The following is a 14,501-nucleotide window of genomic DNA, read 5'->3' as shown; positions in this document are numbered from 1 at the left end:
TTTAACATATTTCGACCTCAAATAATGACATTTAAGGGGCTGCCACCCAAACTTTTGGGATTGAGCCCCTCTTTCATTTTATTAGCAAAACACCAATTACTCATCTTTCAGGAAAAGAGATAGTTTGACAAATCCATTTTTCCATTCTCTATGAATGTATAAATTATCAAGTGATAGAAATTATACTAAGTTTAAATGATATTATTTTAAATTGCCCGGAACAGATTTAGAAAGTCTTCCTGAGTTAGACGCTATGACTGGAGATACAGCTGGACGTAAAATCCGCATATCATTCACCTCCTCCCATTGTTGTGAAATGTTTTTTACACGTTACGCTACTCTCGTCAAGCATTAAAATGTTTTATATCGCCCTAAATCATCACACCACTGTTACTTTATCTTAGATTGTTGGCATAAATTAAGCGCAACACTTGTTTAATTTTCCGTTTTTCATAAGGGCAAGGACGTTTTCCTTTACGTATGCGATACATTGGACAATGATTCCCTTGGCATGCTGGACGAAAAAAACAAGCTTGGCAATGTTCATCTTGTTCTTCTCCTGACGTGACCCATAAAGCTAATTTATCGAAATCAACTTCCATTGTTCCATCAGCATGAAGCCATCCAACATGGTTATATTCCTCATGAAGGAAACAAGTACATTTATACACTTGACCATTGGCGCCAATGACAAACGAATGTGGCTTAGCTGCATAACAAACTGCCCCAGTAGGCATTAACATCGACTCAATGATCGAACTCATATTTAACCCACGATTAATGCCAATTTCCGTAAACTCCCATATTTTTGTTTCTGCTGTACGATGGTCGCATATCAGCAAATCTTCATCGTTCGCTCCACCCCATTTTCCAACAGGGCGACAAAAAATTTGAAAGCGCGAATCTCCCGCAAAATAACCAGCTAACTCTTCTAAAAAACGCGGAATGTGTGAAAGATTGTCTTCATCAAAATTAATGCGAATACCCGTGGTGCTAGTTGAGTGTCAGCGCTCAACCAGCCCTAGTGTGACCAAGGAATAAGCCAACAAGATGCCATCGAGTGCCACTTCAAACCCGGCCATGGAATTCGCTCGAATGTCGGTGATCCGGTATTGGTCTACGAGAATCGAAAACACCGTCTCGATGACTTTGCGTTTTTTCCTGATCCATTCTTCCCATGCCTTGGATGGGCCGTGCTTTTGATGGTGTCGAGACGGTGTCCAGAACGCGGCTTGGTGTTCTTCGTACAGCTTTTCTCGAAGAGCGTGGCTGATGTACCCTTTGTCCCCAAAGTTGTAGGGATGAGGGATTTGAGTCATCACCGTTTCAGCGGCTTTGACGTCGTGGCAGGACGCTTCCGTCACGACATAGCCCATGGCCAGCCCTTGATTGGTCACTTGAAGATGCAGCTTGAAACCGTAGTACCATTGCTTTTTGGAAGCACAATACCCCATATCTGCGATCCCTCGAAATCGCTTGACGCGCTGCATTCTCACGGGATGGCACAACGGAAGAGGCAAGCTGTCGACGACCGCATAAGCATGGTGTTGGCCACGTTTCGCCAGCTCATGACGGATCCATTTGATGGCGAAACCAAGCGCCCGGCAGCGGCGGTTGTATCGGGAGCGTTCAAGAAACGAGCCGTTTGTGAACAAATTTCCCGTGACAAAACGATGCCAGGCTCGTTCGGAAGAAAAGCCCAGCAGCTTCCCCAAAAGGTGAACCGCCATGACCACTTCGTCTTCTTGCTTGACCAAGTGACGGTTGCGGCGATGAAGATCCATTTGAATCAACGACAGTTGGGCAGAAACAAAACAGAAAATAGCGGCATATTGTTTTTGAAGTTTGGCTGGATCTGTAGTAAAATGAAAGTGCTCTTGCATGGGGGATCTCTCCTTTCGAATGTTGGGTGACACTTTCATTCTACTGGAGATCCGCCAGCAAGGGCTATTTTTATGCTTGATCAAGTTTATCTAGCACCACGGGTAAAATGTTCATTGTTCCCGGTAATACAAATGGAATAAAAGATAACTTGATCATGCCTGCCTCATTAAATCTTTCTACTAAAGATGGTATCCATAGAATGGGAATGGATGATATAAGCCCAACAAATAGTAACAAAAATAAACTATTTACTTTCTTTTTACCGGCAATAGAAGCCTTGCTATATGAAAAACCGTGTTCAACATTTACACTTGCCATGACTAAAAACAAAATGAATGATAAGAAAATGTATATACTTAAAGGAATACTGAAAATGATAGCCCCTACTCCAAATCCTATAAGTTTCGCTAAATTCCCAGCTATACTAATTTTCACCATACCGCCAAATAAGCGTTTCTCCTCTTCGAATATTTTTCTTTCCAAACTTCTTCCGACATACGAAGAAGAGAAAACTGAAATGGCGTATACAGCTAATAAGATCATTCCTTGATCACGAGTGTTGATTATCCAAAATTAGACATACGTCTTCCATAAATTTGGGCATACTCAAACAAAGCAGCGGCCATCCCGGATTTCCAATCGAGAGGAAGCTGCCCAGAGAAAAAACGGCGAACGAACGAAATGAAGGAAAGAGAGACGTTCGTCTGTTTTTTGGTTTGATCATACAGCCATCGCAGCAACACATACGCGATGAACGCCGCAAACAGTTGGTTGTATACCGCATTTTCCGTCGTGCCAAACAAGGTCGGGACATTCAGATATTGCTTCACCCAATATTGCTTCACCCAACGGAAAAAGACCTCAACAGTTCAACGTTGTTGGTACATGTCGGCAATGGTTTCCGCAGACGCATGGAAGAGGTTCGTCACGACCCGAATGTCGCGGCCATTCGCATCTCGAAAGATCACCACCCGGTGACGCTTGGTGGAGCGGCATTGTTTCGTCCCCAACTGGCACGTGAAGTCGGCTTGAACCGATGAGGATGTGCTGGAAAGGCGTTTCAAGCTTTTTTTCTGATGAAGTTCGATGTTGTCCTTCATCCGAATGACAAAGAGCTGATGCTGCTCCACAAATCGATCGAGGCGTTCGATTTTGAAATACGCCCGGTCTTCCACCAGCACTTGTTGAGCGTTCGTCAACTGTTCTCCCACCGGGCCATCATGACGCAGTCCGATGGTTTCCACCACGTCTGCCGGCAACGAGGATTCCGGCGAATACGCGACGTGCAGCTTCACTCCGGCGCGTTCGCCGTGATACGGCGCCCATGGCAGGCGGTTTTTCCCGACCGTGACGGTCGTCGAATCCACCACCCGAAGCGGTTTGGGAAACCGAAGCGAACGGCGGGTTTGGCGGTTGCACTTGGAAATGATCAACGCCAACAAGCGTTTCATGATGTCATAGGGAACTTCTTTCGCTTTCTTGGATACTGTGGAATAATGGAATCGCGGCAATCCATACAGAGGCCCCACATCGGCTCCGTGGCGAAAGCTTTTCCATTGATGCATGGCGGCCAGCAGGAAGAAGTGAATCCACTCGCGCAACGTAAAGGTTCGAGACGAATCACGATACCCAACCGCTTCGGCAATCAGTTGAATCTCTTCATCCGAAACAAGTTTTTGCATCAAATTCGGGAGTGTGGTATGCTTGTTCATAGAGAGCACCTCCTGGGTTTGTTTGTGTCGCTACTCACATTCTACAGGAAAGGTGCTCTTTTTTCTATACCCTTTGGATTTTATTGGATAATCAACACGCCTGTAATTTTATCCCCTTCAACTTTTCGAATCCGTTGTACTTCGTCGGTCTTTCACGGCGGTCCTCAAACAATGTGCGGCCTTTTTTGCAAGCTGACGTAAACATGATCGCACAGCATTTTCACAAAAAATCCCTTGCCTGCCGCAAGGGACTTCTCACTTTTCCCTCCACCGTTCGCTTGCTTCATCCGCCCGTTTCGCCACCGCCATCATGCTCATGATAACAAGCATCACGAATGAACCGACAAACATTCCCGCGATAAACGCGACCATGGCCCTCTCTCCCTTCTCTCGCAAACTCGTTATTGGCCATTCTTTCCGTTTGCATTTAGGCCTATACGTTGAGAGAGCTCTGTTCTATTATACGCCGCGTTTGACCGCCCGATGCTTTGTCCTTAACCAATGGCGGCAAACAAAGACGATCAAAAGCGCGAGGAGCGCCCCACATGAATCAATCGCCACATCTTTTGGCGTCGCCGTCCGCCCCGGCTCAAACGACTGGTGCCACTCATCGGTTGCCGCATACACGGTCGCAAACAGCCAAGCGCCCGCATACGCAAACCGCTTGGGCGACAGCGCCCGCCATACAAGCGCGGCCAAAATGCCAAATTCGGTCAAATGCGCCGCTTTGCGGATCAAAAAATTCAAAAATGACGACCCCTCTTCATCCCCACTGCCAAACGGCAAGTACGATAAAATCACCTGCAGCACATGCGCCGTATTCGCCCCAGTAAACCAGGAAGACTCGCTGAAGCTGTAAATGACGAGGCACCAGAGAATGACGGGGACCCAGCGGGAAAGGAAATCTCTCATCGTTCCACCTGCCAACAACCTTTTTCCCAACAAAACAAGGTACCTACACAACAAACGAAAGTAGACACCTTGTTCGCTGAACTCTTTATCATCATAACAGGGATGGTGATATTTTTCCATTTTCTTTTTTGAAAGTTGCTTCATCATTGCTTGAAAATCGTTCGCTCACAGGCTGGAAAGAAGACTTCTTTTCTCCGTTCCCCTTTGTTTATCTTTTTCGTTATCCCCTCGGACCAGTTACCACACCACATGTGGAACACTCCCCCATCTGCGCCTGCGCTTTGAGATGGTGATATTTCTGGGAACACCCGCCCTACGGCAAGCTGTCCACCAGGCTATCCACGTGCGATCCAAAGTTCAAATCCCTTCCAAACAAAAACAGTTTGCACACTATATCGAGTCCAAAAACCCCCATTTCGTCACGGTGCATAAAAAATGCCAAACCCCTCCTAAAGAGGGCTATTTGGCAGCTAACTAAATCTTCTTTCTTTTTCATCGTGTACGGACACAACAGTTTTGACACAAAACTTTGACAAGCTGTGAAGGAAACACCTATTTTCTTGCTGCAGGTTTCTTTCATTCCATTCCTCTACATGCTCCCTGTTTACGAAGACGAACTCTTTTTCACAGCGCTTAAGACGGAAGGAAAATCGGCCCATTCGGCCCTAACGGCCAACCCAGGAAAAACCAAACCACCAAAATCGCAATCCAAGCCAGGGCAAAGAAAATCGTATATGGCAACAACGAAGCCATTAACGTCCCCATCCCTACTCTCGGATTATACATTTTGGCAAACGACAATAAAATTGCAAAGTAAGGAAGCATTGGAGTGATCGGATTTGTGATGGAATCACCGATTCGGTAGGCTATCTGCGTAAAAGCTGGGTCATATCCTAACACCATAAACATAGGTACAAAGACCGGTGCTAAAATCGCCCACTTAGCTGAAGAACTGGCCACTAACAAGTTAATCAAGGCAGCGATGATCACAAATCCCACCACTAGACCGATGCCTGTCAACCCGATCGACTGGAGAAACTCCGCCCCTTTAATAGCAATAATAGGACCTAAATTGCTCCAGTTGAAATATGCAATCATCTGAGCGGCGACAAACGCCAGAAGAATATAAGGACCCATTGTCGCTAGAGCATCCCCGATCATTTTTGCCACATCTTTATCCGAACGAACTGTTTTGGCCCCCATTCCATAAAACAAGGCTGGAATTAGGAACAAAAACATAATAATCGGAACGAGTCCATTCATCAAGGGAGAGCCGCTTACCAAAGATCCTGTTTCTGGATTTCGTAAAATCGCATCACTGGGGAGGGCGAGCACCAGCAAAATCGCAATGTAAACAAGAGCAGACCAACCTGCCCAACGCAATCCTTTCTTTTCATCATCCGTTAACGGATCCATCTTTTGAACATCGCCTTCGTATTTTCCTAAACGAGGAATTGTGATTTTGTTCGTGACAACAGTGGCTACAATGACAAGTACAACAAATGAAGCCGCAAGAAAGTACCAGTTCATTGCTGGATTCGCTTTATAACTAGGATCCATCACTTGAGCGCCTACTTCTGTAAAACCAGCGACTAAAACATCCAGCATGTTGACAATCAAGTTAGCCGCAAACCCGCCGGCTATTGAGGCATAAGCCATAATCAAACCCGCCAATGGGTTGAACCCTATCCCCATCAGTAATAAGGCCGCAATAGGAGGCAAAACGACAAAAGCGGCATCCCCTGCCATATTCCCTAACATGCCAATGAAAATGACCGTCGGAATCACGTATCTCGGAGGAGTACTGGCCAACGCCCGCCTCATCAGAGCTTGAATAAGCCCGGTCGCTTCAGCCAGCCCCACACCAATCATGACGACCAATACAAGTCCTAAAGGAGGAAATTGAGCAAAGTTCGTCACCATGCCTGTTAAAATTTTGACCAATCCCTCACTCGACAACAAGTTGACCGCCTGAATCGTTTCATTCGTTGATGGGTTGACAGCAGAAAGACCGGCTGCCGCCGCAATAGCAGAAGCAATAAGAATCGCGATCGACAAAACAACAAACAAAGTCACAGGATCCGGAAGTCGGTTTCCGTATTTTTCAATTATATTAAGCATCCGGCTAAAAAACCCGCGCGGCGGCGTTTCAGGAGTAGGAATATTCACATTCGGCGCAGCCATTTCACATTCTCCTTTCCATTCATATCAGCAATGATTGAAATCGGCAACGGACGATAAACGAAAAAATGAACCGCAAAATCGATCGTCCGTCATTCCCCTCTCTGTGCTTTTCTCGCCATAACAGCATAGAAGAAAGGCAATAAAAGGCGAGTACGAACGTCTATTGGTTGGTCGCCCATTTGTTCTGGTTATATTCACTGAATTATCAATCTATTTTATTGTCAGCCGTTCTCCAAAAGAGAGAAACCGATAGCGTTCGTTACGCTCCTTTCTCTCGTACAGAACCTTCCTTTCCGGTCATAATCATACCGTATGCTTGATAGACCGAGCACCCGATGGCGTCGAGTCGCTTTCGCATCATCTCGAACTTGTCGGTCGAGTGCTCGGTGCACATAGTTTTTTATCCCACCAGTTAGTTCATACCGGGCGTTCTATAGGACTGGTGATTTAGTGAAAAATTGCGGAAAACAGAGCCTCTTCTCAAATTGAGAAATCCTGTAAAATCAACTTTTCTCTTTCAGCCGAAAGCAACGGGCTCGGCGAAACCAGCTGTTTTTCACCGGCCTTCTATAGATATATTGGCAAACAAAACGCACGCCCCATTCAAACAAATGCACTCCGACGCGGTGCCGCTAGTAAATATGCACGCTCCATTCAAGCTCCACACTCATTCGATCTACTGTGCCTCATCTCCTTATACAACAAGCATGAAGACGAAAGCGCGCCCATACCAGCATTGCTCTTCTCCATGTTCAGCTTGCCAACAGTTTCAACGTCGCGGCGACAAACATTTGCACGCCGATCTCAAGCGCGTCTTCGTCAATCGTAAAGCGCGGGTGGTGGTGCGGGTACACGATGCCTTTTTCTACATTGCCCGCGCCCACGTAGAAAAAGCTGCCGGGCGCTTTTTGCAAAAAGGCGGAGAAATCTTCGCCGCCCATGTTCGGTTTCAAGCGGGCCACTGCCTCTTCGCCGAACAGCTCGCGCGCCGTTTCTTCGATGACGTGGGTCACTTCATCGTAGTTAATGACCGGGCGGTATCCGTAGTCAAATTGAAACTCATACGAGGCGCCGTGCGCTTCGGTGATCCCTTTGACAATGCGCTCCATCCATTGCGGGACCGTCTGGCGCAGCTCGGCGTCGAACGTGCGCACTGTCCCTTGAATTTCGACTTCCCCTGGCAGGACATTATGGGCCGTACCCGCCACAAATTGTGTCACGGACAGAACAAGCGGCTCGAGCGGGTCGACATAGCGCGAGACGATGTGCTGCAAGTTCGTCACCACTTGCGCCCCGATGGCGATGGCATCGATCGTTTGATGCGGCATCGCCCCATGGCCGCCTTTGCCGATGATGCGGATGAAAAAGCGGTCCGGTGCGGCCATCATCGGCCCATACACAATGCCGATTTTTCCGCGCTCAAGCGGCGACCAAAGGTGGGTGCCGATGACGACGTCCACCCCGTCCATGACGCCAGCTTGCACCATCTCTTCCGCTCCGCCGGGGAACAGTTCTTCCGCGTGTTGGAACAAAAAGCGAATCTCACCATGAATGTGATCACGAAGCTGGGCAAAAATTTTCGCCGTCCCCAACAGCATCGCCGTATGGCCGTCATGCCCGCACGCATGCATGACGCCTGGGTTTTTGGAAGCAAACTTAAATGTGTTTTCTTCTTGAATCGGCAACGCGTCCATATCGGCGCGAATGGCGACGACCCGGCCTGGCTTTGGGCCGACAAGGCGCGCCATCACGCTCGTTTTCGTCGGCCGCGAAAGCTCAAGGTGGCCGAACGATTGCAGCGTCTCGTACACAAACTGCGCCGTTTTCTCTTCCTGGAACGACAATTCGGGATGGGCGTGCAAGTGGCGGCGCCAGGCGATGACCTCCTGTTTCACTTCATCGACGAGCCGTTTGATTTCTTCCTTTGTCATCCATAGTCTCCCCCTGTTCGTTTGTCTTTTTCGTTATTCCCGTTGGGCCAGTTGCCACACCGTATGATAAAGCACCTCTGCACCAGCAGCGCAGTCTTCTTTAGTGCTCCATTCCGCCGGACTATGGCTCACCCCATCTTGGGAGCGGACAAAGATCATGCCGATCGGGCAAATCGAAGCCAACTGTACGCCGTCATGGCCTGCACCGCTCGGCAGCCAAAACGGCAAATAGCCAAGCTTTCGGCACGCCGCCTCCGCCGCGCGCTTCACCTCATCGGAACATAGCACCGGCGGCATCTCTTGCAGACGCTCGGTTGTGAGGCGAACGTTCCGCTCCTTGGCGATCGTCTCTGCCCGCGCGGCTATGGCATTCCATACTTGATCGCGCACATCAGCCTTCAAGTCACGCAAATCGAGCACAAATTCGACCCGTTCCGGAATGACATTAATACCGCCCGGATAGACATGCAACTGTCCTACAGTACCGACCGTTGTTCCTGTTCGTCTTGCTTCCTCTTCAATGATCGCAATAATTTGCGCGGCGGCGGCCATCGGGTCGCGCCGCAATGACATCGGCGTGGCGCCGGCATGTTCTGCCTTTCCTTCGATGGTAAATTTCACCCAAATCAGACCGGCGATGCCAGTGACGAGGCCAACTGGAAGACCAGCCTCCTCCAGCACCCGTCCTTGTTCGATGTGCAGTTCGACATAAGCTTTCACCGTTCCTGGCTTTCGCGCTGCCTGCGGCAAGCGGTCCGGGTCAAGCCCCGCCTGTTTCATCGCTTCAGCGAGGGAAATCCCTTCCGCGTCGCGGCGCTCGAGCGCTTCCTGCGGCAGCATCCCGGCCATCGCGCGGCTGCCGATCGTGCCGAAACGAAAGCGCGCTCCTTCTTCGTCCGTAAATGCCACGACTTCAATTGGATGGTGCGTCACAACCCCGTGCTCGTTCATCGCCTGAACGACTTCCACGCCGGCCAACACCCCGAGCGGTCCATCAAAGCAACCGCCGTTGTAAACCGAATCGAGATGAGATCCAACAAGGACGACCGGGGCATCCGGATTCGCTCCTTCTTTCCGTCCGATCAAGTTGCCAGCCGCATCTTCATATACAGAGAGCCCCGCTTCGCGCATGTAGGAAGCGACGAAATCTTTGGCCCTCCGCTCTTCAGCAGTGAACGAGAGGCGCGTGACGCCGCCGCTTGGTTTCTTGCCGACCTCCCCTAGTTCCATGAGCCGCTGCCAAAGACGTTCCCCTTGAATCAAGCTATCCTCCCCTCACCTTAATTACGGATAATTTTCGGATATGTCCTTAATTATAACGGAAACAGAGTTAATTTTCAAATAATACAAATAATAAAAACACCTTCAAGACAACAAAAAACTTCTGCCTGACGCTAAAGGCAGAAGCTGATCGAGCAATTATAAGAAAATGCGGTATACTTTGCGCGGACGCCCGCGCGGATACGGGTTGGTCTCCCCGGCCACTTCGGCAAGGCCCACAGTCTCCAATTGGTTTAAAATCCGGCGGGCGCTGCGCGGCACAATCCGCATGTAAGAAGCCAACTCATGCGCTTCGATCTCGTTGGTTCCGCGTTTTTGCAATATGGCTTTCAATTTGCAGAGCGTCGCGGCGCTTAATCCCGTCCGCTCCGCCAGCTGCCGCAGTTCTCCGCCGCCGAGCGAATAGCGGAGGTGCACACTTTTTCCTAACGGACCCGAGATCGTTCCGTCATCAAACACCACCATCCACGCACCCCGCCCGCTTTGTTTCGCATGCAAAAACGCCTTCCCAGCCTGAATTTCGGCCTCATACGCCGTTCGGCCGATGCCGATTCCGCACGCGATGACCTCGCCGTCAAGGAGCCCCGTCTCCTCCGCCGAGGGGACCGTTTTATAGCCTTCGGTGATCTCTTTTAATGCACCTCTTGTCGTAAAAATGACATAGCGGCCCGGTCCGGCGCTTTTGAGCGACCCTTGGACTTTTTTTGCATACCGTAGCAATTTTTCTGTTGTCTTCATCTCCAGACGATATATGTCATCGGTCGAAAATGTCTCTGGGGAGGCCGCCTGCATCGCATCGACTTCAATCATTTGCACGGCGATTTGCGCATCTTGCGCCTGCAGCATCTGTCCGGTGCGAATGATTGTTTGGATGACCGCTTCCACCGCCGAGCGGGCAGGCAATACCCGATACACCGGCATCCCGAGTTTCTCCAGTTCAAGATGGGCTGTCCGCAAACAGGTGACCGCTGCTTCCGTTTTCCCTTGTTTCCAAAGGGTGTAATGATAGTCGGACAGTTCCTGGGCCGAAATGCCTCCCTCGTAATGCTTGACGTATGGAATCGGCTCTTCGATACCCGCCTCTTCCAGCAGCCGTTCGATTTCGCGACGCTCGTACGTGTCAAAACTAAGTCGGCTGACCGGAATCTGCGCAGTATAGTGCGCCTGCAGCAGTGTGCGGTACAAGCTGGCACCAATATGTGGCACATAAAACAGCGGCGCATCGACCTCACCGGACTGCTTCACGATCGAATACGGCACTTGTCCGGAGAACAGCCACATATCAACTTCTGACGCGAGCGGGCGGATCAAATCGATCACTTCACTTTCATCCCAATACACAACGGGAACGCAAACAAGCTCTTTGTACTCTTGCGCCACCGCCTGAATCATGGACAGCGAATCGTCCGCACCAAACAGACCTAAGCGAATGCGGATGATACATCCCTCCTTTTGCCGCCTGCTCATAGCGGCGGGAAAAGACGGCTTCTTCAGCCGCTCTCTTCCCCGCCTGTCTCCGCTTTCAAAGTGGCGGACTGCGACCCCACGTTTTTCCATAAAGCCACCACTGGAAACCTAACCTTCTCTTTCTTTGAAACGACGATTGATGCCCCCGCGCCCGCCGGCATGTCTACTATCCCACTTCCATCGAACGGACAGGCCGCCTTATTCCCTTTTTTACAAAAAAGCCGTCGTGGCGATGCGAACGGGACAATTAAGCGGCATCCCTATTCGCATTGTTTGCGGAAAAAGGCAGCTGAGGCGCACTGGAGAACGTCAACAGCCCGATCCACTTTCAGCTGCCTATGCCCCACCGGCCGCCCAATCGACTCGTAGATTAAGCCGGCGGCTTCGGCCGCCTTCGGGTCGTAGCAATTCCGTCCATCCACCACAAGCGGTGTTTTCATCAGCGTCTTGTAGCAGTGAAGGTCAAATTGCAACACAGCCGGCCATTCGGTGAAAATGAAACAAACATCCGCGCCGCGAATGGCTTCCTCGATCGTCTCGCAACAAACAACCGCATCGCCAAAACGGCGCGAGACATGACCGAGGGCGGCCGGGTCCCAGACGCGCACGACTGCTCCTTCGGAAATGAGCCGCTCGATGTTCGCCAAGGCAGGAGACTCGCGCACATCATCGGTGCCCGGCTTGAATGCGGCGCCAAGCACGGCGACCGTCCGGTTGCGGAAATCCCCAATGTGCAGACGCGCTTTGTCAAGAAGTTTCCATTTTTGTTTCTCATTGACGTCGATCGCCGCCCATACCGTTTTGAGCGAATAGCCGTGGGAAGCCGCCAAGGAATAGAGGGCATTTGCATCTTTCGGCAGGCATGAGCCTCCATACCCGACGCCGGCGCGCAAAAAGCGGCGGCCGATGCGCGGATCCATGCCGATTCCTTCCGCCACCGCCTGAATATCAGCGCCTACCAACTCGCATACATTGGCGATCTCGTTGATGTACGAAATTTTCAACGCCAAAAACACATTGGCCGCATACTTGATCATCTCAGCGCTTCTCCGGTCCGTCACGACGTACGGGAGGGCAAACGGGGCGTACAGCTCCTTCATCACCCGTTCAGCCCGGTCCGAATCCACTCCCAATACAATGCGCGGCGCCTGCAGTGTATCGCGCACTGCCGTTCCTTGCGACAAAAACTCCGGGTTGGATACGACGTCGAATTTCACCTCCGGCCGTCCGTTTTCCGCCAAAAAACGGGCGGCTTCATCGCCAGTGCCGACGGGCACGGTCGACTTGATAACGACAAGGCAATCGCGTTCGGCCGCCCCGGCGATGCGTCGCAATGCGCCCCATACATCATCAAGCCGCACAGACCCGTCCGGCTGCGGCGGCGTGCCGACGGCGATCATGATCACTTCCGCCCGTTGATACGCTTCCACATCGTTGGTCGTAAAGCGAAGGCGAACGCCGTTTCGCTGAATAAGCGAGTCAAGCCCCGGCTCATAAATCGGGACGATCCCTTCATTTAATAGGCGAATTTTCTCTTCGTTCACATCGACGCATGTCACATCATGCCCTTTATCGGCCAGACAAGCCGCGGTCACAAGTCCAACATATCCCGTTCCCGCAATCGCTATCTTCACGATTCCTCACACCTTTTCATCCATTGCGGCGATCGTCGCTTGTCCTCATTATATCGAATCGCCTGCCGGTTTTCACGGGTTCCGCCCCGTTGCTCGAACAAAAAACTATTTTCCACACAAAAAAGAGAATGCCCCAAAAGCAACGAGGCATCCTCCCTTCTTCCATATATATACATCAGACGGATTTTATATTCATATTATTCCCCCGACCGGGCGTACATGACCTTTTGAGTCAGCCCTTTACGCCGCATGTTTCCGTTTCGTTGCGGACGGCCGATCGATCATCAAGCCAAGCGCAGCGCCAATCAGCGCAGGGACAACCCAGCCGAGCCCGACTGAAAACAGCGGCGCCCATGAGAGGAGCGGTTCTAACCATGCCGTCTCCAGCCCGATCGTTTTCAAACCGTCATACAGGCTGAACATGCCGGTAAAGAGCAACGCCATCCCGTACACTTTCGCCGAACCACGGTAAAAGCGGCGGAAAAAACGACAGGGCGACGAGCACGATCGCCAATGGATACAGCATCGTCAACACTGGAACGGAAACAGCGATCAACGCATTTAAGCCGAGGTTTGACATCAAAAAGCTAAATAAGGTTAATACAATGACATACGTTCGGTACGAAACAGTCGGGGTGAGCTCTTGAAAGTATTGCGCACAAGCAGCGACTAGACCAACCGCCGTTGTTAAAGCAGGCAAGCGCCACGATCACGCCCAACAGCAACTTCCCTCCGCTGCCAAACAGCAGCGATGACACGTATGACAATAGCTCGGCTCCGTTGGCAAAGGAACCGGCACCCGCCATTCTAGAGCCAATGATGGCAATGCCGCCATAAACGAGCGCGAGACCCAATCCGCGATCAACCCGGCTTGCATCGTCGCTTTTGCCTGCAACGCCGGCCGGTCCACCCCGCGGTCACGAAGCGCATGAATGACGACGATGCCAAAGGCAAGGGCCGCGATCGTATCCATCGTTAAATACCCTTCGAGCATCCCTTTCACAAACGGCGCCGAGGCGTACTTCTCAGCCGGCATCGCCTGCGGGTCGTCAAGCCGGATTAAACCGGCAAGGCAAAGCACGGCAATCGAAAGCAACACCGGCGTCAACAGCTGACCGATTCGATCCACAAGCTTCGACGGGTTTAAGCTGAGCCAGTACACAAGGGCGAAAAAAGAGGCCGGTAAACAGCCACATCACCAAAGATCCGCTCTCAGGGAAAAACGGCTTCGCTCCGATTTCATAGGCGACGCTAGCCGCGCGCGGGATGCCGAAAAACGGGCCGATCGCCAAATACACCGCGAGTGAAAAGCAAAGGCTGAACAGCGGATGAACGGCGTTGCCGAGCGAACGGATGCCGTCTTTGCGAACGCCACCGCCGCGACTGACAACAGCGGCAGCCCCAACACCGGTGACGATAAATCCAAGAACCGCCGGCCATACGGCCGTTCCTGCTTCCATCCCTAAATACGGAGGGAAAATCAAGTTCCCCGCGCC

At 51.0% G+C, this 14,501-nt stretch carries 12 protein-coding genes and 3 pseudogenes; all 15 read right to left on the bottom strand.

Going from position 1 to position 14,501, the window contains the following annotated elements; all coding sequences use genetic code 11:
* Window positions 1-395 precede the first annotated feature (395 nt).
* Window positions 396-983: pseudogene (locus GS3922_RS16935) on the bottom strand (SPASM domain-containing protein); the annotation flags it as partial.
* A 21-nt stretch (window positions 984-1,004) separates the two neighbouring features.
* Entirely contained in the window at window positions 1,005-1,883 is an 879-nt protein-coding gene (locus GS3922_RS00060) for an IS982-like element ISGsp1 family transposase (protein WP_063164653.1), read from the bottom strand.
* Window positions 1,884-1,953: 70 nt separating this feature from the next.
* Window positions 1,954-2,427 (bottom strand): hypothetical protein, encoded by a 474-nt coding sequence (locus tag GS3922_RS16930; RefSeq protein WP_143424841.1) that lies wholly within the window; start codon window positions 2,425-2,427, stop codon window positions 1,954-1,956.
* A 20-nt stretch (window positions 2,428-2,447) separates the two neighbouring features.
* Window positions 2,448-3,596: pseudogene (locus GS3922_RS00050) on the bottom strand (IS4 family transposase).
* Between the two features lie 255 nt (window positions 3,597-3,851).
* On the bottom strand, window positions 3,852-3,968 hold the full coding sequence (locus GS3922_RS18040; protein ID WP_011232702.1) for a DUF3789 domain-containing protein: 117 nt from the start codon (window positions 3,966-3,968) through the stop codon (window positions 3,852-3,854).
* An 87-nt stretch (window positions 3,969-4,055) separates the two neighbouring features.
* A complete protein-coding gene (locus tag GS3922_RS00045) occupies window positions 4,056-4,508 on the bottom strand; it encodes a VanZ family protein (RefSeq protein WP_063164651.1) in 453 nt (150 codons plus the stop codon).
* A 633-nt stretch (window positions 4,509-5,141) separates the two neighbouring features.
* On the bottom strand, window positions 5,142-6,692 hold the full coding sequence (locus tag GS3922_RS00035; RefSeq protein ID WP_082816502.1) for an AbgT family transporter: 1,551 nt from the start codon (window positions 6,690-6,692) through the stop codon (window positions 5,142-5,144).
* A gap of 752 nt (window positions 6,693-7,444) precedes the next feature.
* Complete coding sequence (locus GS3922_RS00030; protein ID WP_063164649.1) at window positions 7,445-8,623, bottom strand: M20 family metallopeptidase; 1,179 nt, start codon at window positions 8,621-8,623, stop codon at window positions 7,445-7,447.
* 33 nt (window positions 8,624-8,656) lie between these two features.
* Complete coding sequence (locus GS3922_RS00025) at window positions 8,657-9,886, bottom strand: hydantoinase/carbamoylase family amidase (protein ID WP_063164648.1); 1,230 nt, start codon at window positions 9,884-9,886, stop codon at window positions 8,657-8,659.
* A gap of 156 nt (window positions 9,887-10,042) precedes the next feature.
* Window positions 10,043-11,461: an ArsR family transcriptional regulator gene (locus GS3922_RS00020; protein ID WP_225995684.1), complete on the bottom strand. Its 1,419-nt coding sequence runs from the start codon at window positions 11,459-11,461 to the stop codon at window positions 10,043-10,045.
* 170 nt (window positions 11,462-11,631) lie between these two features.
* Entirely contained in the window at window positions 11,632-13,005 is a 1,374-nt protein-coding gene (locus GS3922_RS00015) for a UDP-glucose dehydrogenase family protein (RefSeq protein ID WP_063164646.1), read from the bottom strand.
* Between the two features lie 240 nt (window positions 13,006-13,245).
* Complete coding sequence (locus tag GS3922_RS18410) at window positions 13,246-13,449, bottom strand: branched-chain amino acid transport system II carrier protein (protein WP_335339608.1); 204 nt, start codon at window positions 13,447-13,449, stop codon at window positions 13,246-13,248.
* Window positions 13,412-13,705, bottom strand: a complete 294-nt coding sequence (locus GS3922_RS18405) for a branched-chain amino acid transport system II carrier protein (RefSeq protein WP_335339607.1) — start codon at window positions 13,703-13,705, stop codon at window positions 13,412-13,414. Before GS3922_RS18405 ends, GS3922_RS18410 begins: the two co-directional genes overlap by 38 nt.
* A pseudogene (locus tag GS3922_RS18400) lies at window positions 13,593-14,134 on the bottom strand (branched-chain amino acid transport system II carrier protein). Before GS3922_RS18400 ends, GS3922_RS18405 begins: the two are co-directional and overlap by 113 nt.
* Window positions 14,055-14,489: a branched-chain amino acid transport system II carrier protein gene (locus tag GS3922_RS18395; RefSeq protein WP_335339606.1), complete on the bottom strand. Its 435-nt coding sequence runs from the start codon at window positions 14,487-14,489 to the stop codon at window positions 14,055-14,057. The pseudogene GS3922_RS18400 and the gene GS3922_RS18395 overlap by 80 nt, the downstream one beginning before the upstream one ends.
* Between the last annotated feature and the right edge of the window lie 12 nt (window positions 14,490-14,501).

It is taken from the genome of Geobacillus subterraneus, assembly GCF_001618685.1.
GTDB lineage: Bacteria > Bacillota > Bacilli > Bacillales > Anoxybacillaceae > Geobacillus > Geobacillus subterraneus.
This window is presented reverse-complemented; position numbering and strand designations above follow the sequence as displayed.